The 24,371-nt window shown below is 72.9% G+C and carries 21 protein-coding genes and 1 pseudogene; 10 read left to right on the top strand and 12 right to left on the bottom strand.

Annotated elements, in window-relative coordinates:
* Positions 1-586: 586 nt before the first annotated feature.
* Genes DRV96_RS16200 through serC form a run of 4 tightly spaced genes read right to left on the bottom strand, consistent with a single transcriptional unit; the run spans position 587 to position 4,951 of the window.
* Entirely contained in the window at positions 587-1,531 is a 945-nt protein-coding gene (locus tag DRV96_RS16200) for a crotonase/enoyl-CoA hydratase family protein (RefSeq protein WP_119293065.1), read from the bottom strand.
* Entirely contained in the window at positions 1,532-2,671 is a 1,140-nt protein-coding gene (locus tag DRV96_RS16205) for an acyl-CoA dehydrogenase family protein (protein ID WP_119293067.1), read from the bottom strand.
* A 5-nt stretch (positions 2,672-2,676) separates the two neighbouring features.
* The gene (locus DRV96_RS16210; RefSeq protein WP_119293069.1) at positions 2,677-3,876 is read right to left on the bottom strand and encodes a phosphoglycerate dehydrogenase; all 1,200 of its coding nucleotides are present in this window, start codon (positions 3,874-3,876) and stop codon (positions 2,677-2,679) included.
* Entirely contained in the window at positions 3,869-4,951 is a 1,083-nt protein-coding gene (serC, locus tag DRV96_RS16215) for a 3-phosphoserine/phosphohydroxythreonine transaminase (protein WP_119293072.1), read from the bottom strand. The genes DRV96_RS16210 and serC overlap by 8 nt, the downstream gene beginning before the upstream one ends.
* An 80-nt stretch (positions 4,952-5,031) precedes the next feature.
* Between serC and sbcB the strand changes: the two genes are divergently transcribed.
* Entirely contained in the window at positions 5,032-6,480 is a 1,449-nt protein-coding gene (gene sbcB / locus DRV96_RS16220; RefSeq protein ID WP_119293074.1) for an exodeoxyribonuclease I, read from the top strand.
* Between the two features lie 72 nt (positions 6,481-6,552).
* Positions 6,553-7,272 (top strand): DUF6781 family protein, encoded by a 720-nt coding sequence (locus DRV96_RS16225; RefSeq protein ID WP_119293076.1) that lies wholly within the window; start codon positions 6,553-6,555, stop codon positions 7,270-7,272.
* 204 nt (positions 7,273-7,476) lie between these two features.
* Here the strand turns inward: DRV96_RS16225 and mltB are convergent.
* The 4 genes and pseudogenes from mltB to DRV96_RS16245 form a co-directional block, all read right to left on the bottom strand.
* Positions 7,477-8,502 (bottom strand): annotated as a pseudogene (gene mltB, locus DRV96_RS16230) (lytic murein transglycosylase B); the annotation flags it as partial.
* A 24-nt stretch (positions 8,503-8,526) separates the two neighbouring features.
* Entirely contained in the window at positions 8,527-10,611 is a 2,085-nt protein-coding gene (locus DRV96_RS16235) for a transglutaminase TgpA family protein (RefSeq protein ID WP_235823447.1), read from the bottom strand.
* The gene (locus tag DRV96_RS16240) at positions 10,608-11,615 is read right to left on the bottom strand and encodes a DUF58 domain-containing protein (RefSeq protein ID WP_119293106.1); all 1,008 of its coding nucleotides are present in this window, start codon (positions 11,613-11,615) and stop codon (positions 10,608-10,610) included. The genes DRV96_RS16235 and DRV96_RS16240 overlap by 4 nt, the downstream gene beginning before the upstream one ends.
* A gap of 15 nt (positions 11,616-11,630) precedes the next feature.
* A complete protein-coding gene (locus DRV96_RS16245; protein WP_210757081.1) occupies positions 11,631-12,563 on the bottom strand; it encodes an AAA family ATPase in 933 nt (310 codons plus the stop codon).
* Positions 12,564-12,588: 25 nt separating this feature from the next.
* On the opposite strand from DRV96_RS16245, the gene DRV96_RS16250 reads away from it, so the two are divergent.
* Complete coding sequence (locus DRV96_RS16250) at positions 12,589-13,530, top strand: histone deacetylase family protein (RefSeq protein ID WP_119293078.1); 942 nt, start codon at positions 12,589-12,591, stop codon at positions 13,528-13,530.
* A complete protein-coding gene (locus tag DRV96_RS16255; protein ID WP_119293080.1) occupies positions 13,527-14,831 on the top strand; it encodes a mechanosensitive ion channel family protein in 1,305 nt (434 codons plus the stop codon). The genes DRV96_RS16250 and DRV96_RS16255 overlap by 4 nt, the downstream gene beginning before the upstream one ends.
* Before the next feature lie 13 nt (positions 14,832-14,844).
* On the opposite strand, the gene DRV96_RS16260 is transcribed toward DRV96_RS16255, so the two are convergent.
* The 3 genes from DRV96_RS16260 to DRV96_RS16270 are packed head-to-tail and all read right to left on the bottom strand — an operon-like array spanning position 14,845 to position 17,677.
* Entirely contained in the window at positions 14,845-15,420 is a 576-nt protein-coding gene (locus DRV96_RS16260) for a DUF4136 domain-containing protein (RefSeq protein WP_119293082.1), read from the bottom strand.
* A 49-nt stretch (positions 15,421-15,469) separates the two neighbouring features.
* Positions 15,470-16,135, bottom strand: coding sequence for a MarC family protein (locus tag DRV96_RS16265; RefSeq protein ID WP_119293084.1), 666 nt, complete (start codon positions 16,133-16,135; stop codon positions 15,470-15,472).
* A 15-nt stretch (positions 16,136-16,150) separates the two neighbouring features.
* The gene (locus DRV96_RS16270; RefSeq protein WP_119293086.1) at positions 16,151-17,677 is read right to left on the bottom strand and encodes a fumarate hydratase; all 1,527 of its coding nucleotides are present in this window, start codon (positions 17,675-17,677) and stop codon (positions 16,151-16,153) included.
* 177 nt (positions 17,678-17,854) lie between these two features.
* Here DRV96_RS16270 and DRV96_RS16275 point away from each other — a divergent pair, with 177 nt between their 5' ends.
* The 6 genes from DRV96_RS16275 to DRV96_RS16300 are packed head-to-tail and all read left to right on the top strand — an operon-like array spanning position 17,855 to position 23,845.
* The gene (locus DRV96_RS16275) at positions 17,855-20,713 is read left to right on the top strand and encodes a monovalent cation/H+ antiporter subunit A (RefSeq protein WP_119293088.1); all 2,859 of its coding nucleotides are present in this window, start codon (positions 17,855-17,857) and stop codon (positions 20,711-20,713) included.
* Between the two features lie 2 nt (positions 20,714-20,715).
* Entirely contained in the window at positions 20,716-21,084 is a 369-nt protein-coding gene (locus DRV96_RS16280) for a Na+/H+ antiporter subunit C (RefSeq protein WP_210757082.1), read from the top strand.
* On the top strand, positions 21,081-22,700 hold the full coding sequence (locus DRV96_RS16285) for a monovalent cation/H+ antiporter subunit D (RefSeq protein WP_119293092.1): 1,620 nt from the start codon (positions 21,081-21,083) through the stop codon (positions 22,698-22,700). Before DRV96_RS16280 ends, DRV96_RS16285 begins: the two co-directional genes overlap by 4 nt.
* Positions 22,697-23,209: a Na+/H+ antiporter subunit E gene (locus DRV96_RS16290; protein ID WP_119293094.1), complete on the top strand. Its 513-nt coding sequence runs from the start codon at positions 22,697-22,699 to the stop codon at positions 23,207-23,209. The genes DRV96_RS16285 and DRV96_RS16290 overlap by 4 nt, the downstream gene beginning before the upstream one ends.
* Positions 23,206-23,490 (top strand): K+/H+ antiporter subunit F, encoded by a 285-nt coding sequence (locus DRV96_RS16295; protein ID WP_119293097.1) that lies wholly within the window; start codon positions 23,206-23,208, stop codon positions 23,488-23,490. Before DRV96_RS16290 ends, DRV96_RS16295 begins: the two co-directional genes overlap by 4 nt.
* 13 nt (positions 23,491-23,503) lie before the next feature.
* The gene (locus DRV96_RS16300; RefSeq protein WP_119293100.1) at positions 23,504-23,845 is read left to right on the top strand and encodes a Na+/H+ antiporter subunit G; all 342 of its coding nucleotides are present in this window, start codon (positions 23,504-23,506) and stop codon (positions 23,843-23,845) included.
* A 138-nt stretch (positions 23,846-23,983) separates the two neighbouring features.
* On the opposite strand, the gene DRV96_RS16305 is transcribed toward DRV96_RS16300, so the two are convergent.
* Positions 23,984-24,157, bottom strand: a complete 174-nt coding sequence (locus DRV96_RS16305; RefSeq protein ID WP_235823448.1) for a hypothetical protein — start codon at positions 24,155-24,157, stop codon at positions 23,984-23,986.
* Positions 24,158-24,371 lie beyond the last annotated feature (214 nt).

The following is a 24,371-nucleotide window of genomic DNA, read 5'->3' on the forward strand; positions in this document are numbered from 1 at the left end:
ATGCTCAAGCGGCTGATCGCCAACATCGGCGCGGCCTTGCAGCACGTTCGGTCAGCTGCGGAGCAGTTCAAGGACCTCGACCGCTGGGGCTGCCTGCTGCGCTACGTCAGCGACCGCATAGCCCCGATCGTCGGCCCACCACGACCCGCGGCTGGCCTGCCAGCGACGGGGTAACTGCCGGATTTAGGGTCAGCGGTCGGCGCGGCGTTGCAGTCGGCGCCCGCTGCGGGCTCACACTGGGCGGTTGGCCGTGCGGGCCGACTGCGCTGCGCTGCTCGGGCGGGGGGGCGCGGCCGAACTCGCCGCGCCCCTGCGGTCGTTGCGCTCGGACAACCGCTGCGAGTCAGTGCACGAAGTGCGCTTCGTGCACCGCCCCCGCGCTGCGCAGCTCGCCACCCCGGAGATCGCCCGCAGCGGGTGCCGCCTGCCGCGCGGGCAACCGTTGGCGGCGTGCGCAGACGTGCCCTGGCTCGCGGTGCCAGTGCTCATCGGCGTCGCAAAGCGCCAACCGCGACAGGCCAACGAATGCGACGTTCGGTGCCAGCGCGGGGCCGGCGAGGCATCTGAGTCCCCGCGCCGTCGCGCGTCAGCCGCCGCGGCGGCGTCGCCGCTTGCCGGTGACGTCGCGCGACCAGGCCGAGCGTGCGGCGGGGTCGGCCGGCGGCGCCATGTGCGCATCGCCGACGTCGCCCGGGGGCAGTTCGGGCAGCGGTCGGCCCGAGTCGCGCCACTCGACCGCGGCCGGGAAGCCGTGCGCCTCGGCGTAGCGGCGGAACCAAACGCCCTCGGGCGAGTGGCGCGTGATACCGTCGAACAGCGTCGCGAACATTTGCGTCTGCTCGAGCCCCATCGCCTCGACGGCCTGGTTGATCACGAGTTTCTGCATCATCAGCTGCGCGGTGGGCACGCCGGCGATGCGTTCGGCGAGCTGCGTCGTCGCGGCGTCGAGTTCGGCCGCCGGCACCGCGAGCGTTGCCAAGCCCCAGTCAGCCGCCGTGCGTCCGTCGATCAGGTCGCCGGTGAACAGCAGCCGCTTGGCGCGCATCGCGCCAAGGCGGTAGACCCACATCGCCGTCGTCGGGCAGCCCCACACCCGCGCGGGCATGTAGCCGATCTTCGCGTCGTCGGCCATCACGAGCAGGTCGCAGGCCAGCGCGATGTCGCTGCCGCCGGCCACCGCGTAGCCGTGCACCTTGCAGATCGTCGGCTTGTGGCTCTTCCACAGGCTCATGAACTGCTCGGTGTGGCGCTTCATCAGCTTGTAGTCGAGCATCGGCTGCCACGGCATCGGCTGGTTCGCCTCGTGCGCGTGCTCGGCGTAGAACTTCAGGTCGTAGCCGGCGCAGAACGCGGCACCCGCCCCCTGCAGCACGATCACGTGCACGCGCGCGTCGTCGTTGGCCGCACGCACGGCGGCCTCGATTTCGCCGGGCATGCGGTCGTCGATCGCGTTGAGCCGCTCGGGGCGGTTCAGCGTGATCGTCGCGATGCGCCCGCGCACCGCGAGCTTCAGCGTCGAGAAGCGTGGCATTCAGATCCCCAGCTGGCGCGCGGCGAGTTCCTTCATGATCTCGTCGGCGCCGCCGCCGATCGTCATCACCTTGACCTCGCGGTAGATGCGCTCGCTCTTCGTGCCGCGCATGTAGCCCATGCCGCCGAGGATCTGCACCGCGGCGTCGGCGCAGTGCTGCATCGTGCGCGTGGCGTCGTTCTTCAGCAGGCACAGGTCGGCGACCGTCTCGGCGTCGGGGCGGCCACCGGCGCCGTCGAGCCGGCGCGTGACGTCGGCGAGCAGCGCGCGGCTGGCGACGATGCGCGTGCGCATGTCCATCAGCTTGTGGCGCACCGCTTGGTGCTCGACGAGCGTGCGGCCGAAGGTGCGCCGCTGGCGCGCCCAGTCGAGCGCCTCGTCGTAGGCGACCTGCGCGAACGCGACGGCACCGGCGGCGAGCACGAGCCGCTCGCCGTTGAAGTTCTCCATGACGAGGCGAAAGCCGCCGTGCTCGGCGCCGATCAGGTGGTCGGCCGGCACGCGCACGCCGTCGAAGCGCAGGTGCGCCGTGTCGCTGCACCACCAGCCCATCTTCTTCAGCGGCGTACGGGTCAGCCCGGGTGCATCGCCCGGCACCGCGAGCAGCGAGATGCCGCCCGCGCCGGGGCCGCCGGTGCGCACCGCCACCGTCAGCCAGTCGGCGCGCATCCCCGACGTGATGAACACCTTCTCGCCGTCGATCACGTACGCGTCGCCGTCGCGCCGCGCGGTGGTGCGCAGCTGCGCGACGTCGGAGCCGCCACCGGGCTCGGTGACGGCCAGCGCGGCGATCTTCTCGCCGGCGAGCACCGGCGCGATCACGCGCCGCTGCAGCCCGGCGCTGCCGGCTGCGAGCAGCGGCGGCAGCGCGATGTTGTGCGAAAACAGGCTCGCGAGGAGCCCGCCACTGCCGGCGCGCGCGATCTCCTCGACGGCGACCAGCCGCGTCGCGAAGTCGCACGGCGTGCCGCCGAGATGCTCGGGGTAGCCCAGTCCGAGCAGACCGAGCGCGGCAGCGCGCCGGTACAGCTCGCGCGGGAATTCGCCGGCCTCGTCCCACGCGTCGACGTGCGGCGCCACCTCGCGCTCGACGAAGCGCCGCACGCCGGCACGGAAGTCGTCGAGGCTCGCGGCGTCCACGCCGGTCAGGCCAAAGCGTCGGGCAGATAGCGCACCGACAGCACGCCGTCGATGCGCCGCAGCTCGGCGAGCACCGCGTCGGTGACGGGACTGTCGACATCGACGAGCGTGTAGGCCATCTCGCCGCGCGACTTGTTCACCATGTTGTGGATGTTCAGCCCCGCGCGCGCCATCGCCGTCGAGATCTGGCCGAGCATGTTCGGCACGTTGGCGTTGGCGATCGCCACGCGCCACGGCGACTCGCGCGCCATCGTGACGCTCGGAAAGTTGACCGCGTGCTCGACCTGGCCGTGCTCGAGGTACGCGCGCAGCTGGTCGATCACCATGCGCGCGCAGTTCTCCTCGGCCTCGTGCGTCGACGCACCCAGGTGCGGCAGCGCGACGACGCGCTCGCGGCCGTGCAGCGTCGCGTTCGGGAAGTCGCAGACGTAGGCGTGCAAGGCCTTGCGCTCGAGCGCGGCGACGACGGCCGCGTCGTCGACGACGCCCTCGCGCGAGAAGTTCAGCAGCACGGCGCCGCGCTTCATCAGCGCGACGTTGTCGGCGTTGACGAGGTGCCGCGTCGACTCCGCGAGCGGCACGTGCAGCGTGACGAAGTGCGCGTGCTTGAGCACGTCGGCGACGCTGGCGGCCTTCCTGACCTGCGACGGCAGGCTCCACGCCGCGTCGACCGTGATGTGCGGGTCGTAGCCCAGTACGTCCATGCCGAGGCGGATCGCGGCGTCGGCGACGAGGCAGCCGATCTTGCCCAGCCCGACGATGCCCAGCGTGCGCCCGGCGAGCTCGAAGCCGGCGAAGGCCTTCTTGCCGTCCTCGACGGTCTTCTCGAGGTCGGGTGACGCGGAGTCGAGTGCGGCGACGAAACGCAGCGCCGGCGCCAGGTTGCGCGCCGCGATCAGCATGCCGGCGAGCACGAGCTCCTTGACCGCGTTGGCGTTGGCGCCCGGCGCGTTGAACACCGGCACGCCTCGCGCGCTCATCGCCGCGACCGGGATGTTGTTCGTGCCGGCGCCGGCCCGCGCGATCGCCTGGACGCTGGCCGGGATCGGCGCCTGGTGCAGGTCGGCCGAGCGCAGCAGGATCGCGTCGGGGTCGGCGAGGTCCTTGCCGACCTCGTAGCGCTCGGGCGGCAGGCGCTCGAGGCCGTGCGCCGAGATCTGGTTGAGCACGCGCACGCGCAGGCGCGCCGCCTGGCCTTCAGCCATGGCGCGCCTCGAACTCCTTCATGTAGTCGACCAGCGCCTGCACGCCCTCGATCGGCATCGCGTTGTAGATCGACGCGCGCATGCCACCGACCGAGCGGTGGCCCTTGAGCTGCACCATGCCGCGCTCCTGCGCGCCCTTCAGGAACGCCTCGTCGAGCGACTCGTCCTTCAGCCTGAACGGCACGTTCATCCGCGAGCGGTCGGCCTTCGCGACCGGGCTGACGTAGAAGCTGCTCGCGTCGAGGAAGTCGTACAGCAGCGCGGCCTTGCGCTCGTTGTGCGCGGCCATCGCGTCGAGCCCGCCCTGGTCCTTGAGCCACTGGAACACGAGGCCGGCGATGTAGATCGCGTAGGTGGGCGGCGTGTTGAGCATCGAATCGTTGTCGGCGAGCTGCTTGTAGTCGAACACCGACGGCGTGACCGGCAGCGCCTGGCCGATCAGGTCGTCGCGCACGATCACGATCGTCAGCCCCGCCGGGCCGATGTTCTTCTGTGCGCCGGCATAGATCAGGCCGTAGCGGCTGACGTCGACCGGGCGCGAGAGGATGTTGCTCGACATGTCGGCCACCAGCGGCACGTCGCCGGTGTCGGGTGTCCAGTGGTACTCGACGCCGCCGATCGTCTCGTTCGCGCAGATGTGCACGTAGGCGGCGTTGGGGTCGAGCTGCCACTCGGTGCGCGGCGGCACGTGCGTGAAGCGGCTCGCCTCGGCGGTGGCGGCGATGCGCACCTCGCAGTACTTCTTGGCCTCCTGGATCGACTTCTTCGACCACTCGCCGGTGTGCACGTAGTCGGCGCTCGTGCGCCCGCGCAGCAGGTTCATCGGCACGATCGCGTTCTGCGCGATCGCGCCGCCCTGCATGAACAGCACCTTGTAGTTCGCGGGAATGGCCATCAGCTCGCGCAGGTCGGCCTCGGCCTGCGCGTGGATCGCCATGTACTCCTTGCCGCGGTGGCTCATCTCCATCACCGACATGCCCGAGCCGTGCCAGTCGAGCATCTCGGCGGCGGCGCGCTGCAGCACCGGTTCGGGCAGCGCGGCGGGGCCGGCGCTGAAGTTGATCGCGCGGGTCATCGGGGTCTCCGGGGCACGGGAAGGGGGCAGGGCGACAAGCTTAGCCGAAGCCCCGCAGGCGCTGCGTTATCGTGCACCCGATGGACGCGTTCACCTTCTTCTGGCACGACTACGAAACCTTCGGCCGCGATCCTCGCCGCGACCGCCCCGCGCAGTTCGCCGGCGTGCGCACCGACGCCGAACTCAACGAGATCGCGCCGCCGGTGATGCAGTACTGCCGCCCGGCGCCGGACCGCCTGCCCGACCCCAAGAGCTGCCTGCTGACCGGCATCACACCGCAGCACGCGCTCGAGCACGGCGTGAGCGAGCACGACTTCGCCGCCGTCGTCGAGGCCGAGCTCGCGGCGCCGCAGACGGTCGGCGTCGGCTACAACTCGATCCGCTTCGACGACGAGGTCACGCGCTTTCTGTTCTGGCGCACGCTGCGCGACCCGTACGCGCGCGAGTGGAAGAACGGCTGCGGGCGCTGGGACCTGCTCGACGTCGTGCGCTGCGCCTACGCGCTGCGCCCCGAGGGCATCGCGTGGCCGGCGGGCGACGACGGCCGGCCGAGTTTCCGCCTCGAGAAGCTGACCGCCGCCAACGGCCTCGCGCACGCGTCGGCGCACGATGCACTGAGCGACGTGCGCGCGACGATCGCGCTCGCGCGCCTGCTGCGCACGCGCAAGCGCAGGCTGTGGGACTTCCTGCTCGCGCGCCGCGGCAGGCAGGCCGTGGCCGACGAGATCGCCGCCGCACAGCGCGCCGGTGTGCCGCTGCTGCACGTCTCGGGGCGCTACCCGGTCGAGCGCGGCTGCCTCGCTCTGGTGTGGCCGCTGGCGCCGCACCCGACGAACCGCAACGAGGTCATCGTCTGGGACCTTGCCGAAGACCCGCAGCGCCTGGCCGGCCTCGACGCCGGCGAGGTCCGCGCGCGGCTGTTCACGCGCAGCGACGAACTGCCCGACGGCATCGAGCGGCTGCCGCTGAAGACGATCCACCTGAACCGCGCGCCCGTCGTGATCGGCAACCCGAAGGTGCTGACGCCGGCGATGGCCGAGCGCTGGGGCATCGACGGCACGCGCGTCGAGCGCCACCTGCACGAGGCGCAGCGGCTCGCCCCGTCGCTCGTCGGGCTGTGGCCCGACGTGTTCGCACGCCCCGGGCGCGGCGAGCCGCTCGACGTCGACGAGGACCTGTACGGCGGCTTTGTCGGCGACGCCGACCGCCGCGCGCTCGAGCGGCTGCGTGCGCTGCCGCCCGACGAGCTGGCACACCGGCGCCCGGCCTTCGACGACCCGCGCCTCGACGAGCTGGTGTGGCGCTGGCGCGCGCGCAACTTCCCCGCGACGCTCGACGCCGACGAGCGCCGGCGCTGGGAACGGCATTGCGCCCGGCGGCTGTACGACGGGGCGGGCGGTGCGCTGACGCTGGCGGCGTACCAGGAGCGTATCGACGCGCTGGCGGACGCTCACGCCGACGACGCGCGCGCGATGGCGCTGCTCGAGGCCCTGACCGACTGGGCCGAGCAGATCGCGCCGCCCGCGTGAGCGGCGCGCTTGTGCATTCGCGCAGCCGGTGCGAGCATTGCGGCCCGCACGCCACCGCACCGAGGAAATTCGATGAGCAAGCCCGCTTTCGACGCCGACGCCCTGATCGCGATGTTCGAGTCGGCGACGGCCACGCAGTCCGAGCAGTTGCGCCAGGCAGTGGGCCAGGCCACGCTGGCGGCGCTGCAGGGGCGCGAGCTGACGCTGAAGAACATCCGCCAGGTGCTCAAGACGGTCACCGATGCGGCCGGCGCCGGTCTGGCGAAGAACCCGCTCGGCGCCGACGTCGCGCCGCTGCTCGACCAGGCCGTGGCCGGGATGGACGACGCGCTGCTCAAGGCCGTCGACGCGAACCGCGTCGCGCTGCAGCAGCTGCTCGCCCAAGGCGCCGACCTGCGCGACAAGCACCTGAAGAAGGCGCTCGACGACCTCGACAAGATCGAGGACACGCTGATCGCCGCGGTGAAGAAGGGCGCCGAGGGCGCCGGCGCGCCGCTGGCCGGACCGTGGCAGCAGGTGCTCGAGAAGATGCAAGCCGGCGGCACGCTGGCCGGCGGTCAGGCCGCCAAGACGGTGCAGGCCGTCGAGCAGATGGTCGCGCAGATGCAGGGCGCGGCGCGCGAGTCGCGCCGTGCTGGGTTGCGCGCGGCGCAGGCGCTGGCCGAGAGCTACGCCGCGATGGTCAGCGGCGTGCTGATCGGCATGTCGGACGCGCTTCGCCAGGGCGCAGCGGCGAGCGCCGCAGCGCCGTCGGCGACCACGGCCAAGACCGGCGGCGCGCGCCGGCGCTGAGCGGGCCCACCCACGCGGCCACGCCCTGGCGGCCGCGTCGTCGGGGCGGTGTGATCGCGGCATCGCCGCCTCAGGGCGCGCCACGCCGTCGCTCGCGGGCGCGGCGCCGACGGCGGTGGCACGGGCGGTGGCACGTTCGGCCGCGACGGCGTCGCCGAGCTCGATCACCGCCCGCGCGTAGTAGCTCGAGCGGTTGTAGCGCGTGACGACGAAGAAGTTCGTCGTGCCCGCGACGTGGCTGCGCGGCGCGTCGCCGTTCTCGACTTCGACGAGCGCGAGCAGTCCGTCGTGCGCCCGCCCGGCGTCGTCGAGCACGGCGCCGCGCTCGGCGAACTGCGCGGCGGTGAAGCTGGGCGCGATGTCGGGGGCGAGCAGCTCGTCGCGTGCGGGGCCTTCGGGCGGCGGTGTCACGGCGAAGTGCGTCGGCACGTCGCGCTGCCAGCCGAACGCGGCGAGGTAGTGCGCGACGCTGCCGATCGCGTCGGCGGCGCTGCGGCGCAGGTCGATGTGGCCGTCGCCGTCGTAGTCGACGGCCCAGCGGCGGATGCTGCTGGGCATGAATTGCGGCAGCCCGATCGCGCCGGCATACGAGCCGCGCACGCTGGCCGGGTCGATCGACTCGGCGGCGGTCCACGCGAGCAGGTGGCCGAGCTCGTCGCGAAAGAACGCGCTGCGGTCGCTGCGGCCGGCGGGGAAGTCGAAGGCCAGCGTGGCCAGCGCGTCGAGCGTGCGGAACTCGCCGGTGAAGCGGCCATAGAAGGTCTCCACACCGATGATGCCGACGATCAGCGCCGCCGGCACGCCGTACTGCGCCTCGGCGCGCGCGAGCACGGCCTCGTTCGCCTGCCAGAACGCGGCGCCGGCGCGCACGCGCTGCGGCTCGACGAAGCGCGCGCGGTAGGCGGCCCAGTTCTTGGGCACGCCGGCCGGCGGCGGCATGATCAGCCGCGTGACGGCGCCGACGTGGCGCGCCTGGCGCAGCTGGCGCGCGACCCACTCGGCGTCGAGGCCGTGCGTGGCCGCGACCTCGGCGACGAAGCGGCGCACGTCGGCGCGCTCGGTGTAGGGGGGTGGTGCCGGTGTGCGCGATGTCGCACGCGTCGGCGCGTCGGCCACGCGCACCGGACGCCCGTCGGCGGCGGGCGCCGCTGCGGCGGCCGCCGCCAAGGCGACCGCTGCGGCGAGGGCCGGCCATACGGTCGGCGCGAACGGCAGGCGGCGCAGGGACACGGGGCGATTATCCGGGCCGCCGCGTCATGCCCTCGCGCGGCGCGCGGCGCGCACCGCGCGGTCGAAGCCGCGCCACCACGGCCCCGGTTGCAGCGGCGCACCGCCTTCGGCGTAGCGCAGGCGGTCGAGCCGGCGCAGCTGCTCGGCCACCGGCGCGCCGGCGGCGCCGAGCGCCGCGTCGACGCGTGCGGCCAGCGTGCGCGGCGCCTCGTGGGCGCCGGCCGCGACGCCGAGGTCGCCGAGCCGCTCGCGCAGGCGGCGGTGCAGCCGCTTCCACGGGTCCTGCCGCCAGCGGTCCCACGCCGCCCAAGCGGCGCCGCCGAGCGCCGCGGCGCTCAGGATCGCCACGAGCAGCACGCCGAGGTCGGCCCAGTCCGGCGCGCTGAAGCCCAGCGCGCGCAGCAGGTCGAACTGTTGCCCGCGCGAATAGTTCAGCACCCACCGGTTCCACTGGTGGTTCAGTGTCTCCCAGCCGCGGCGCAGCGCGGCCAGCAGCTCGGGGTGGACGTCGCCGAGCGCGCCGGCGACGAGCCCGGGCGGCGGGCGCAGCGCGAGGCTGCGCTGGATGCGCTCGGGCGCGACCGCCGCCGTCGGATCGACGCGCACCCAGCCGCGCCCGGCCATCCAGACCTCGGCCCACGCGTGCGCATGGCTGTTGCGCACGACGACCCAGCCGTCTTGCAGCACCGGGTCGGCGCCCTGATAGCCGGTGACGACGCGCGCCGGCACGTCGAGCGCGCGCATCACGACGACGAAGGCGGTGGCGAAGTGCTCGCAGAAGCCGGCGCGGCGGTCGAGCCAGAACTCGTCGACGGCGTGGCGGCCACGCTCGTCGCCGTAGGTGCCGGGCGACAGCGTGTAGCTGAAGTTCTCGCGCCGGATGTGCGCGAGCACCGCCTGCACCAGCGCCGGCGCGTCGGCCTGCGCGTAGGCGCTCTGGCGGCGCAGTGCCGCGGCCCACTCGAGCGTGCGCGGGTTGTACCCCGAGGGCAGCTCTAGGTAGTCCTGCAAGCCGAGCACGCTACGCGCCGGGCCGTGCGCGAAGTCGGTGTAGGCACGCGCGCGCAGCTGCACGCGGTCGGTCAGCGGGCGGTCGGCGAGCCACTGCAGGTCGGGCGTGAACGTCAGGCGCATCCCGTCGATGCGCGGCGCGTCGGGTCCGCTGTCGGGCGTGGCCTCGAGCAGCGGCAGCGTCGGCAGCCGCGACGGCTCGACGACGATCTCGTAGCCGATGCCGTCGCCGCGCGTGCGCAGTTCGGCGCCGGGCTGCAGCGCGGCGGGGAAGGTCGGCGACAGCCGCCGCCAGTCGCGGCCGTCGAACTGCGCGAGCACCGGCCCGCGCCAGTACAGCGCCTCGGGCGGCGGCGGCGGACCGTCGAAGCGCGCCCGCAACGCGATCGTGTCGTCGGCGACGAGGTCGGCCATGCCGCCCATCGTCAGCGTGCCCGAAAGCCCGGTGCGCGCCGTCGCGTCGTGCGGCAGACCCCACAGCGGCCCGAAGCGCGGGAACAGCACGAACAGCACGACCATGATCGGCGCGCCGAGCAGCGCCGCGCGCCCGGCGATCGCCATCGCCTGGCGCAGCCACGGCCGCCCGACCGGCATGTGCGCGAGCACGAGTGCCGTCAGCAGCCCCCACACCGCGATCAGCATCGCCGCGGCGACCGCGAGCGACTGCGAGTACAGGAAGTTCGTCAGCACGAGGAAGAAGCCGAGGAAGAACACGACGAGCGCGTCGCGCCGCGCGCGCAGCTCGAGCGTCTTGAGCACCATCAGCACGACGAGCAGCGTGACGCCGGCGTCCTTGCCCAGCAGCGTGCCGTGGCTCCACGCCGTCAGCGTGGCGGCGGCGACGAGCACGCCGGCGACCGCCCAGCGCCCCGGCAGCGGCTGCTGCAGCAGCGCCAGCCGCGCGCGCCACAGCAGCACCGCCGCCGTCATCGCGATACACCACGCCGGCAGGTGGCCGGCGTGCGGCAGCACGGTCCAGGCGATCACGCCGAGCAGGAACAGCGCGTCGCGCGTGTCGCGCGGCAGGTGCGCCCAGCCGGGCCACCAGGTCGACACCGCGAAGCCCTTGTCGAGGGCGTCGATCGCGCGGTGGTTCACGCCGCCCCCCCGCCGGTGAACAGTGCCAGCGCGTCGAGCGCGCGGCGTCGGTGCGCGTCGCCGTGGCCTGGTGCGAGTTCGATGCCAGGCAGGCGCAGCCCGTGGTGCACGTCGGCGCGCTCGGCGGCCATCACCCACGCGGCCAGCCGCGACAGCCGCGCCTCGGCGTCGCCGCGCCCGGCGGTGGCGGCCCACTCGAGCCACAGCTCGTGCGCCGCGGGCCGCCGCGTCTCGCGGCTGACGAGCTCGCCGGTGCGCGCGGCCTTCTTCCACACCACCTGGCGCAGCGCGTCGCCGCGCTGGTAGGCGCGCACGCCGTCGAACTCGCCGCGCGCGGCGCGCACGCCGGGCCGCTCGCCGGCGCGCGGCTCGGCCGCGGGCAGCGGCGCCGGCGGCTGCTCGGGCACCGGCCACGCCAGCACCTCGGCCTGCGGGCGCCACAGCGACCAGGCGCGGAACAGCCCGAACGGAAACCGCGTCTCGACGTGCAGCGCCGGTACCGCGTGCGTGCCGCGCCGCTGCGGCACGAAGGCCAGCCGCGCGACGGCCTGCCCTTGCGCCGGCACGTCGACCCACGCGGTTTGGCGCTGCGCCGGCGGCGCGTCGAACGCGACGCCGATGCCGTGCCGCTCGCGCGACGGGCTCGAGATCAGCACCTCGACCGTGACCGGCTCGCCGGCGAAGCCCGGCGCCGGCGTGCGCAGCTGCAGCGTCAGCCCGCGCAGCGTGCCGTGTGTCAGGTGCATCGACACGAGCCCGGCGCCGGCGAGCAAGAAGGTCAGCACATAGCCGAGGTTGAGCTGGTAGTTGATCGACGCCACGAGCATCAGCAGCAGCGTGAACGCGAACAGCGCGCCGGCGCGTGTGGGCAGGATGTAGACGTTGCGCTGCGTCAGCGTCCAGCGGTCGGTGCGCGGCAGCCGCGCGAGCCACCAGCGACGCGCGCGGGCGCGCCAGCCGCGGCGGGCGGCGTCGGGCGCGAGTCGCTCGGCGGGTGCGGCCACGCTCACCGCAGGCCGTCAGGGCAGGTCGATCGCTTCCATCATCGCGCGCACCTGCTCGGCGCGCCCGCGGCCGGCACCGGCGGCGGGCACCAGCCGGTGCGCGATGCACTGCACGAGCACGGCCTGCACGTCGTCGGGGGCGGCGTAGTCGCGCCCGTCGAGCAGCGCGCGCGCCTTGGCCGCGCGCAGCAGCGCGATGCCGGCGCGCGGGCTCAGTCCCTCGACGAACCACTGCCCGCTGCGCGTGGCCGCGATCAGCGCCTGCACGTAGTCGAGCAGCGCTTCCGACGCGTGCACGCGCAGCACCTGCCGCTGCGCGGCGATCAGCTCGTCGGCGCTCATCACCGGCGCGAGCCGCTGCACCGCATCGCGGCGGTCCTCGCCGGCGAGCAGCGCGCGCTCGCTCGCGCGGTCGGGGTAGCCGAGCGTGAGGCACATCAGGAAGCGGTCGAGCTGGCTCTCGGGCAGCGGGTAGGTGCCGAGCTGGTCGCTCGGGTTCTGCGTCGCGATGACGAAGAACGGCCGCGGCAGCGCGCGTGTGTCGTTCTCGACCGTGACCTGCTGCTCCTCCATCGCCTCGAGCAGCGCGCTTTGCGTCTTCGGGCCGGCGCGGTTGATCTCGTCGGCCAGCAGCACCTGCGTGAACAGCGGGCCGGGGTGGAACACGAAGGCCTCCTTGCTGCGCTCGTAGACCGACACGCCGGTCAGGTCGCTGGGCATCAGGTCGGCGGTGAACTGCACGCGGTTGAACGCCAGCCCGAGCGAGCGCGCCAGCGCGTGCGCCAGCGTCGTCTTGCCGACGCCCGGCACGTCCTCGATCAGCAGGTGGCCGCCTGCGAGCAGGCACGCCACGCAGTCCTCGATCTGGCGGCGTTTGCCGACGATGATCGTGCTAATCTGATCGACCAGCCGGGCGAGCTGCGACGACAGCGGCGATGTCGGCCGCATCACACCTTCGAGCGAGACAAGCTTCATGAGTACCGCTTTCTTCAGCCACCCGGATTGCCATGCCCACGACATGGGTGCCGGCCACCCGGAGTGCCCGCAGCGGCTCGATGCGATCGCCGACCACCTGCTCGCCACGGGGCTGGACATCGCATTGGAGCATCACGAGCCTCCCCTGGCGACGCTGGAGCAATTGCAGCGCGCGCACAGCGTGCAGTACGTCATGGAGCTCAAGAACCTGCTGGAGCGCGTGCGCGACGAGGGCACGACGAAGGCGCTGGACCCCGACACGATCGCCAACCCGCACACCTGGCGCGCGGCGCTTCGCGCGGCCGGCGCCGCGGTGGCCGCCACCGACGCCGTGCTCGCCGGCCGCGTCGACAACGCGTTCTGCGCGGTGCGCCCGCCGGGCCACCACGCGACGCGCGACCAGACGATGGGCTTCTGCTTCTTCAACAACGTCGCGGTCGCGGCGCGCCACGCGCTCGACGTGCATGGGCTCGAGCGCGTGGCGATCGTCGACTTCGACGTGCACCACGGCAACGGCACCGAGGACATCGTCGCCGGCGACGAGCGCGTGCTGATGGCCAGCTTCTTCCAGCACCCGCTGTATCCGGGCACGGGCGCGGTGCCGATGGGCACCAACATGGTCAACGTGCCGATCCCGCCGTACACGCGCGGTGCCGAGATCCGCGAGCTGATCGAGCAGATGTGGATGCCGCGGCTGAACGAGTTCCGCCCGCAGATGATCTTCGTCTCGGCCGGCTTCGACGCGCACCGCGAGGACGACCTCGGCCAGCTCGGTCTCGTCGAGGCCGACTACGAGTGGATCACGCGCCGCATCAAGGACATGGCCGACCGCCACGCCGGCGGCCGCATCGTCTCGTGCCTGGAGGGCGGCTACAACCTGTCGGCGCTGGCGCGCAGCGTCGCGGCGCACCTGCGCGTGCTGGCCGGCGTCGCGGCATGAACGTCGGCGAACTGTCACTGCGGCCCGGGCCGGAACTCGAAGCCTTCGTCGCCAAGCTGTTCAGCGCGTCGGCGCTGGCCGAGCTCGCGCTGCTGGCGGCGTGCCTGGGCGGCGCGTGGCTCGTGGTGCGGCTGATCCGCGGGGCCGCGGCGCGTCCCGGCAGCATCTGGTTTGGCGACCGCATCGTCGACGGCGTGCTGTTCCCGGTGCTCGCGCTCGGCGCGGCGCTGCTGGTGCGCTGGCTGATCCGGGACGCGGTGCCGGTCACGGTGTTCCGGCTCGCGGTGCCGATCCTGTCGTCGCTGGTCATCATCCGCGTCGGCGTGCGCGTGCTGCACGTCGCGTTCCCGACCTCGGCGCTGGTGCGGGCGCTCGAGCGCACGCTGTCGTGGGTCGTGTGGGTCGGTCTCGTGCTGTGGCTCACCGGGCTGCTGCCGCTGATCGTCGCCGAGCTCGACCAGATCCGCTGGACGATGGGGGGCACGCAGGTGTCGGTGCGCGCGCTCGTCGAGGGCGCGCTGACGGCTATCGTCGTGCTCGTGTTCGCGCTGTGGGTCTCGGCGGCGATCGAGTCGCGGCTGCTCGCCGTCGAAGGGCGCGCGGCCGACGAGCTGTCGCTGCGCAAGATCGCCGCCAACGCGACGCGCGCGCTGCTGCTGCTGGTCGGCCTGCTGATCGCGCTGTCCGCCGCGGGCATCCCGCTCGGCGCGCTGGGCGTGCTCGGCGGCGCGATCGGCGTGGGCATCGGCTTCGGGCTGCAGAAGCTGGCGGCTAACTACGTCAGCGGCTTCGTGATCCTCGCCGAGCGCAGCCTGCGCATCGGCGACCTCGTGCGGGTCGACAACTTCGAGGGTCAGATCACCGACATCACGACGCGCTACACCGTGATCCGCTCGCTCGGCGGGCGCGAGTCGATCGTGCCCAACGAGATGCTGATCACGTCGCGCATCGAGAACCTGTCGCTGGCCGACCGCAACGTGCTGCTCAACACCGTCGTGCAGGTGCCGTACGGCACCGACGTCGAGCCGGTGATGGCGCGGCTCGCCGACGTCGTGCGGGCGGTGCCGCGCGTGCTCGCCGACCCGGCGCCGTCGGTGCGGCTGACCAACTTCGCCGCCGACGGCCTCGAGCTGACGCTGTTCTTCTGGATCGGCGACCCCGAGAACGGGCAGGCCAACGTGCGCTCCGAGGTCAACCTCGCGATCCTGCGCACGCTCGGCGAGATGGGCATCGAGATCCCGTTCCCGCAGCGCGTGCTGCACCTGCCCGCGGGCGCGCAGCTGACGCGACCGGCGTCCTGACGCCGCCCGCGAATCAGCGCGCCGGCGGCAGCTTGGCCAAAATGGCCTGTACCGCGCGCTCGATGTCGTCGTCGGCCGGTGCCGCCGACGCATAGGCGTCGTCGACGCTGCCGCTCCACACCTGCTGGCGGCGCTGCGCATCGACGAGGTCGATCGTCAGCCGCGTGTCGCGCACCGGGCCGCCGGCGATCGGGATCGAGAACCCGACGCCGAGCCCGACACCGACCGACCCGCCCGAGACGCCGCCGGCGCCGACGCCGACGCTCATTCCCGAGCCGCTCGACGCACCACCGCTGCGCGAGGTCGAGAACGTGACCCAGCACGCCGGTGCCGCGGCCGTCGGTGCGCGGCCCGCGGCGTCGAGCGTGCGCTGGATCGCGTTTCGGATCTTCTGGTCGGCGATTGTCGCGGCCGGCGCGTTGGCCTGCGGCGGCATCCAGCCCAGGCTGCGGCACGCGCTCGCCTCGGGCAGTGCGGTGGTGCGCACCGCGGGGCCGGCGGCGCAGCCGGCGAGTGCGGCGACGAGCGCGATCAGCGCGGCGGTACGGGCCCGGCGGCCCGGGTGCAGGGGGAAGTCGTCAGCGTCCATGAAGCCAGCGTATCACCGTTACAGCCCGTCGCGCGGCAGCGCGCCGTGCTCAGCGCGCCAGCCCGTTGAGCTGCGCCCACCCGTCCCAGATGAACTGGATGCCGATGCACAGCAGCATGAACGCGAGCAGCCGCATCATCACCAGCGTGCCGATCGGCCCGAGCTTGCCGAGCACGCGCGCCGAGTTGGCGAACACCAGGTACAGTACGAGCGCCGTCACCGCGGCGCCCAGGATGGCCACGCCGGCACCGGCCACGTACATCACCGGCGAACTCGGCAGCTGCGCACCGAGCGCGATCGACGCGGCGATCGTGCCCGGCCCGGTCGTCAGCGGGAACGTGATCGGGAAGAAGCTGCGGCGCATCACCTCGACGTCCGACAGCGCACTCGCGCTCTCGGCCGTGGCGGTCTGCACCTCGTCGCCGGCCTGGCTCGACAGCATGCGCCACGCGGTGGCGGCCACAAGCAGCCCGCCGCCGATGCGCACGATCGGCAGCGAGATGCCGAAGAACTCGAGCACGACGTTGCCCACCAGCAGCGACGCGACGAGCACGAACCACGCGTTGATCGCGACCTGGCGTGCCAGGCGCTTCGCGACCGCGCGGTTGTGGCCGGCGGTGGCGACGAACACCGATGCCGCCGTCAGCGGGTTGATGATCGGCAGCAGCGTCACCGGCACCAGCGCCAGCGACTTCAGCAGCGCGACGAGCTCCAACCGCGCCCGCCAGCCTCAGGCGACCGTGACCGGGATCTTGCCGATCCGCGCCTGCCACTCGCGCGGCCCGGTCTGGTGCACGCTCGTGCCCTGGCTGTCGACGGCCACCGTGACCGGCATGTCCTGGACCTCGAATTCGTAGATCGCCTCCATGCCGAGGTCCTCGAAGCCTACGACCCTGGCCGCCTTGATCGCCTTCGCGACGAGGTACGCGGCGCCGCCGACGGCCATCAGGTAGGCGCTCTTGTGCTTGCGGATCGCCTCGATCGCCGCCGGGCCGCGCTCGGCCTTGCCGATCATCGCGATCAGGCCCGTCTTGGCGAGCATCGTCTCGGTGAACTTGTCCATCCGCGTCGCCGTCGTCGGGCCGGCGGGGCCGACGACTTCGTCGCGTACCGGGTCGACCGGGCCGACGTAGTAGATGACCCGGTTCGTGAAGTCCACCGGCAGCTTCTCGCCGCGGGCGAGCATGTCGACGATGCGCTTGTGCGCAGCGTCGCGGCCGGTGAGCATCTTGCCCGACAGCAGCAGCGTCTGCCCCGGCTTCCAGCTCGCGACCTGCTCGCGCGTGAGCGTGTTCAGGTCGACGCGCGTGCTCTTGTTGTAGTCGGGCGCCCAGTGCACGTCGGGCCACAGGTCCAGGCTCGGCGGCTCGAGGTAGGCCGGCCCCGAGCCGTCCATCACGACGTGTGCGTGGCGCGTGGCCGCGCAGTTCGGGATCATTGCCACCGGCTTGCTCGCCGCGTGCGTCGGGTACGTCGCGATCTTGACGTCGAGCACGGTGGTGAGCCCGCCCAGGCCCTGCGCGCCGATGCCCAGCGCGTTGACCTTCTCGTACAGCTCGATGCGCAGCTCCTCGAGCCTGTTCGCGGGTCCGCGCTGCAGCAGCTCGTACATGTCGATCGGCTCCATCAGCGCTTCCTTGGCCAGCAGCATCGCCTTCTCGGCGGTGCCGCCCACGCCGATGCCGAGCATGCCCGGCGGGCACCAGCCGGCGCCCATCGTCGGCACCGTCTCGAGCACCCACGCGACGAGGTCGTCGCTCGGGTTCATCATCTTGAATTTGCTCTTGTTCTCGCTGCCGCCGCCCTTGGCCGCCACCGTCACGTCGAGCTTGTCGCCGGGCACGACCGTCATGTGGATCACCGCCGGCGTGTTGTCCTTCGTGTTCTTGCGCTCGAAGATCGGGTCGGCGAGGATGCTGGCGCGCAGCTTGTTGTCGGGGTGCAGGTAGGCGCGGCGCACGCCCTCGTTGACGGCGTCCTCGATCGAGCCGGGGAAGCCCTCGAAGCGCACGTCCATGCCGATCTTCAGGAACACGTTGACGATGCCGGTGTCCTGGCAGATCGGGCGGTGGCCCTCGGCGCACATGCGCGAGTTGGTGAGGATCTGCGCGATCGCGTCCTTCGCCGCGGGGCTTTGCTCGCGGTCGTAGGCGCGCGCGAGGTGCGCGATGTAGTCGGCCGGGTGGTAGTAGCTGATGTACTGCAGCGCGGCGGCGACGGTCTCGACGAGGTCGGCGTGGCGGATCGTGGTGGGCATGACGGTGTCTTCGGCAGTGCGGGAACGCCGAAAGTGTAGCCAGCGCCCCTGTGGCGAGGCTGTCGCGCTGTCGCCGCGGCGCCTGCAAGCCGCCGCTCAGCCGGCGTCCCTACAATCGCGCGGCCTTTGCGGGGGGAGCGCGGCGGTGAGGGTCCGCGGCCCTGCCGTGTGCCCACGATGAACCTGCTCGCCCTGATCGTCCTGCTGCCGCTGGTGGCCGGCACCGTGCTGTGCCACGCCGTCGGCCGCGTCGAGACGACCGCGCGCCGGCGCGCGACGGCCGTCGTCGCCGGCGCCGTCGCGGCGTCGGCGTTCGCGCTGCTGATGTCGCTCGCGCCCGGCGTGTTCGCGGGCGAGGTGCTGCTGCACCACGCCGAGTGGGTGCCGGCGATCGGGCTGAACGCCAACTTCCGCCTCGACGCGCTGGGCTGGATGTTCGCGTCGCTGATCAGCGGCATCGGGCTGCTGATCGTCGTCTACGCCGCGTACTACCTGCACCCCGGACCCGATGGCGACCCGGCCGGCAAGTTCTTCGCGACGCTGATGCTGTTCATGGCCGCGATGCTGGGCATCGTGCTCGCGGACAACCTGCTGCTGCTGCTCGTGTTCTGGGAGCTGACGAGCATCAGCTCGTTCCTGCTGATCGGCTACTGGGGCACGCGCGAGGAGAGCCGCACCGGCGCGCGCATGGCGCTCGCGATCACCGGCGGCGGCGGCCTGGTGATGCTGGCCGGCATCGTCGTGCTCGGCCAGATCGCCGGCACCTACGACCTGTCGGGCATGCTCGGCCGTGGTGCCGAGATCCAGGCGCACCCGCTGTACCCGGTGGCGCTCGGGCTGATCCTGGTCGGCTGCTTCACGAAGAGCGCGCAGCTGCCGTTCCACTTCTGGCTGCCCGAGGCGATGGCCGCGCCGACGCCGGTGTCGGCCTACCTGCACTCGGCGACGATGGTCAAGGCGGGGCTGTTCATGCTGATGCGCCTGTACCCGGTGCTCGGCGGCACGGCGCTGTTCGAGGGCATCGTCGCCAGCGTCGGCCTCGCGACGATGGTCTTCGCCGCCTTCGTCGCCACGTTCAAGCACGACCTCAAGGGCCTGCTCGCGTACAGCACCGTGAGCCACCTCGGGCTGATCACGTTCCTCATCGGGCTGGGCTCGCCGATGTCGGCGGTGGTCGCGGTGTTCCACATCCTGAACCACGCGAGCTTCAAGGCGGCCCTCTTCATGAGCGCCGGCATCGTCGACCACGAGACGCACACGCGCGACATGCGCCGCTTGGGCGGCCTGATGGCGATGATGCCGGTGATGGGCACGCTGGTGCTCGTCGCCGGCGCCGCGATGGCCGGTTTGCCGCCCCTCAACGGTTTCATCAGCAAGGAGATGATGCTGGGCGAGGCGCTGCACGGCGGCGCGATGTGGGGCCCGCTCGGCTGGGCGGTGCCGGTGCTCGCGACCCTGGGCGGGCTGTTCTCGATGGCGTACTCGCTGCGCCTCGTGCACGACACCTTCTTCAACGGCCCGCCGCGCGACCTGCCGGTGGCGCACCCGCACGAGCCGCCGTGGGGCATGAAGGCCCCCGTCGTGCTGCTGGTGGCCGCGTGCATCGCGGTGGGCCTGATGCCCTTCCTCGCCGAGCCGCTGGTGCGCGTGACGGCATCGGCCGTGCTCGGCGCGCCGGCGCCCGTGTTCCACCTCGCGCTGTGGCACGGCCTGAACTGGCCGCTGGCGATGAGCGCGGTCGCGGTGGCTGGCGGCGCGGCGATGTACGTCGCGCTGCAGAAGGACGGGTGGCTGCACCGCTACGTGCCCAGCGGGCGCGGCGGCAAGGCGATCTTCATCGCCGCCATCGACGCGCTGTTCGGTGCCGCCGGGCGCTTCACGTGCGCGCTCGAGAACGGCTCGCTGCAGCGCTACGCGGCGTGGATGGTGGCCACCGCCGTCGTCTTCGCCGCCTGGCCGTTCTGGACCGCGCCGGGCGAGGGGCTGGGCGCGCAGGCGCGCGCGCTGCTGCCGGCGCCTCCCGTGGCCGTGGCGGTGTGGGGGCTGCTGCTCGCCATCGGCGCGCTGCTGCTGGTGCAGCACCGCCAGCGCTACGTCGCCGTCGTCCTGACCGGCGGCGTCGGGCTGGTGGCGTCGCTCGCGTTCGTCGCGCTGTCGGCGCCGGACCTGGCGATGACGCAGCTGTCGGTCGACGTCGTCTCGACCGTGATGCTGCTGATGGGCCTGGCGCTGCTGCCGCAGTTCTCGCCGAACGAGTCGAGCGCGCCGCGGCGCTGGCGCGACGCCGTGCTGGCCGCGGCCGGCGGCGGCGGCATCGCGTGGCTGACGTGGCTGATGCTCACGCGCGACCACGAGTCGATCAGCTGGTACTTCCTCGACCAGTCGCTGCCCGGCGGCGGCGGCGCCAACATGGTCAACGTGATCCTGGTCGACTTCCGCGGCTATGACACGTTCGGCGAGATCACGGTGCTGGGCATCGCCGGCGTCGGCGTGCTCGCGCTGCTCGACGGTTTCCGCGTGCGCCGCCCCGACCGCGACCCGGCCGGCCGCGCGTGGAGCTACGGCCAGGAGCCGCTGATGCTGCGCATGGCCGCGCGCGTCGTGTTGCCGATGGCGCTCGTCGTCAGCGCGTTCATCTTCTGGCGCGGCCACAACCTGCCCGGCGGCGGCTTCATCGCCGGGCTGGTGACGTCGGTGGCGCTGGTGCTGCAGTACATGGCGCAGGGCCAGGAGCGCGCCGAGGCGGTGCTGCACGCCGCGGGTGGGCGGCGCTTCACGCGCTGGATCGGCCTGGGCCTGGGCATCGCGTGGCTGACCGGCGTGGGCGCCTTCTTCTTCGGCAAGCCCTTCATGACCAGCGCGCACGGGCACCCGAGCGTGCCGCTTCTCGGCGAACTGCCGCTGGCCAGCGCGGCGCTGTTCGACCTCGGCGTCTACGTCACCGTGGTCGGCGCGACGATGCTGATGCTGTCGGTGCTCGGCGCCGCGAGCAAGGAGCCGCCGAAGCCGCCGCTGCCGGGGAGGGCGCCGCGATGACGATGGAGTTCCTGGTCGCCACCGGCATCGGCTGGGTCGTCGCGGTGGGCATCTACCTGCTGCTGCGCGGGCGCACGTTCCCGGTCGTGCTCGGGCTGACGCTGATCGGCTACGCCGTCAACGTGTTCATCTTCGCGATGGGGCGGCTGTGGGCCGGCGCGCCGCCGATCCTCTCGCCCGAGGCCGCGAGCTTCGCCGACCCGCTGCCGCAGGCGCTGGTGCTGACCGCCATCGTGATCGGCTTCGCGACCACCGGCTTCGTGATCGAGCTCGCGCTGCGCAGCCGGCACGAGAACGGCAGCGACCACGTCGACGGCCGGGGCGATCGCCCACAGGATGTCCCGCACGACGGCCAGGAAGGCGGCCGATGAGCGGGTTCGCCGACCACCTGCCGATCCTGCCGGTGCTGCTGCCGTCGGTGACGGCCATCGTGCTGCTGCTGCTCGGCGACCACGGCGGCGACGCGCACGGCGGCCACGGCCACCACAAGCTGCTGTGGGCGCGGCGCATCGCGCTGGCGTCGACGCTGCTGTTCCTCGTCGTCGCCGCGCGCCTGGCCGTCGAGGCAGCCGGCGGCGACGTGCGCGCCTACCGCGTCGGCGACTGGCCGGCGCCCTACGGCATCGTGCTCGTGATCGACCGCCTCGGCGCGATGATGCTGCTGCTCACCGCCGTCGTCGCGCTGCCGGTGCTGTGGTACGCCACCGGCGGCTGGGACGCGCACGGGCGCCACTTCCACGCGCTGTTCCAGTTCCAGCTGATGGGGCTGGGCGGCGCCTTCGTCACCGGCGACCTGTTCAACCTGTTCGTCTTCTTCGAGGTGCTGCTGATCGCGTCGTACGTGCTGATGCTGCACGGGCAGGGCGCCGAGCGCTTCCGCGTCGGCGTGCACTACGTGGTGCTGAACCTGACGGCGTCGGCGCTGTTCCTGATCGGCGTCGCGCTGCTGTACGCGAAGACGGGCACGCTGAACCTGGCGGACCTCGCGCTGCGCGTGCCCGAGGTCACGGCGCCGGAGTCGGTCGTCGTGCAGGCCGCGGCGCTGCTGCTGCTCGTCGTGTTCGGCTTCAAGGCGGCGCTGATGCCGCTGGCGATGTGGCTGCCGGCGACCTATGTGGCGGCCAGCGCGCCGGTGGCGGCGCTGTTCGCGATCATGACCAAGGTCGGCGTCTACGCTATCGTGCGCGTGCACGGCGTGGTGTTCGGCGCCGGGGCCGGCGATTCGGCGCTCACGGTGGCGCCGCTGCTGCTGCCACTGGCGCTGGCCACCAGCGTCGTCGGCGTGCTCGGCGCGCTGGCGGCGCGCACGCTGGGGCGGCTGGTGGCGTGGCTGACGGTGGCCTCGGTGGGCACGGTGCTCGCGGCACTCGGCCTGTTCACGCCGGCGGCGTGGTCGGCGGCGCTGTACTACATGGCCAACAGCACGCTGGTGGTCGCGGGGCTGTTCCTGCTGGCCGAGCTGGTGGCCGCGCAGCGCGGCGACGCGGCCGACCGGCTCGAGCCGGCGTCGCCGGTGGCGCAGCCCACGCTGCTCGGGCTGATGATGCTGCTGGCCGCCGCGTCGGCCGCCGCGCTGCCGCCGCTGCCGGGCTTCATCGGCAAGCTGATGATCCTGGAAGCGTCCGCCGCGCATGCGTGGCAGGCCACGGTGTGGGTCGTCGTGCTCGGCGTCGGCTTCCTGACGCTGGTGGGGCTGGCGCGCGCCGGCAGCGTGCTGTTCTGGCACGCGCGCCCCGAGCTGCCGGCCGCCGGCCCCGCGGGCGCGAGCCCCAAGCTCGTCGGCGCGACGATGGCGCTGTTCGCCGCCACCGTGGCGATGACGGTGTTCGCCGCACCGCTGCAGCGCTACACCGACGCCGCCGCGAAGCAGCTCGCCGACCGCGCCGCCTACGCGCGCGCCGTGCTCGGCAGCGAGGCGCTGGACACGACCAAGCCCTACCGCTTCGAGCCGCGCCCCGGCGCGCCGGCGCCGGAGACCCCGCGATGACGCCGCGCCACGACCCCCGGGACGACGGCGGCTGGTTCGCGCACCCGGCGCTGTCGGTGCTGCTCGCAGTGGTGTGGCTGCTGCTGCGCCAGAGCGTGGCGCCGGCCGACCTGATCGCCGCCGTCGTGCTCGGCCTCGTGGTGCCCCGGCTCACGCACCGCTTCATCGGGCCGGCGGCGAATCCGCGCGCGCTGGGCACCGCGCTGCGCTTCACGTTCGTCGTGCTGTGGGACATCGTCGTGTCCAACGTCACGGTCGCGCGCATCGTGCTGAACCCGGCGTCGGCGCCGAAGCCGGCCTGGGTGCCGGTGCCGCTGGACACGCAGCACCCCACCGCGATCACGCTGCTGGCCACCATCATCACGACGACGCCAGGCACCGTGTCGTGCGTCGTCGACGACGCGCACGGCCAGATCCTCGTGCATGCGCTCGACTGCGACGATCCGGCCGAGATGGCCGCGCAGATCAAGCAGCGCTACGAACGACCGCTGATGGAGATCTTCGGATGACGCCGACCGAACTCGTCGCCTGGGCGCTGGACTTCGCGTTCGCCGCCGTCGGGCTCGCGCTGCTGGTCAGCGCGGTGCGCCTGCTGCGCGGCCCCGAGGCGCCCGACCGCGTGCTGGCGCTGGACACGATGTACATCAACGTCGTCGCGCTGGTGATCCTGTTCGGCGTGCGCTTCGGCACCGGGCTGTTCTTCGAGGCGGCGCTGCTGATCGCGCTGCTGGGCTTCGTGTCGACGGTGGCGCTGTCGCGCTACCTGAGCCGCGGCGACGTCATCGAGTGAAGGAGGGCCGGCGATGATCGAGCAACTGCACTGGGCCTGGGCCGTGGCGATCGCGGCGATGCTGGTGGTGGGCGGCGTGTTCGCGCTCGTCGGCGCCATCGGCATGCTGCGCTTTGCGGACTTCTACATGCGCCTGCACGCGCCGACCAAGGCGACGACGCTGGGCGTGGGCGGCGTGCTCATCGCGAGCATGGCGGCCAACTGGTCGCAGGGCAACCACGGCCTGCACGAACTGCTGATCACGCTGTTCCTGTTCATCACCGCGCCGGTGTCGGCCAACCTGATGGCCAAGGCCGCGCTGCACCTGCGCGCGCCGTCGAAGGCGGCGGTGCCGCCGGGGCAGCCGCATCCCTGAAGGCACGCGCCCGCGCCACGGCGAGCAGCGCGGCAGCGCCAGCGGCGTCGTGCCTGCGCGCGAAGGCACCCCAGGCGCCGCCGGATCGGCGGCCGTCATTCCGCGGGCGTCTTGCCGGCCGAGACGGTGGGCACCGTCCTAGGGCTTGGGCGCTGCACCGGAATCCGCAGGCGGCTGCTGCGACGCCTTGCGGACCGCGCCGCGCAGCAGCGCCAGCAGCGAACCGCCGGTGAGCATGCCGAGGACGTAGACGACGGCCACGAGCACCGACGCGGGCAACGTCAGCGAGGCGGTGAGGAAGGTGATCGTCACCGACTGAACCTGAATCCAGCAGTTCACCGTCCGTCATCGCGCGCTAAGCGAGCACTGGCGCGGCTTTGACGGGTCTTGGCACACTCACCCGATGGGTGAGAGCAAACAACGCATGCGCGAGGTGGCCCTGGCGGCCGAAGTGGCGGCCGGCGCGCCGCAGGTGGTGGACACGCTGGGCGGGCGCATGCACGTGCGCTGGGACGAGGGTGCGGCG

This window comes from Azohydromonas sediminis (genome assembly GCF_003574675.1).
Classification (GTDB): domain Bacteria; phylum Pseudomonadota; class Gammaproteobacteria; order Burkholderiales; family Burkholderiaceae_C; genus Calidifontimicrobium; species Calidifontimicrobium sediminis.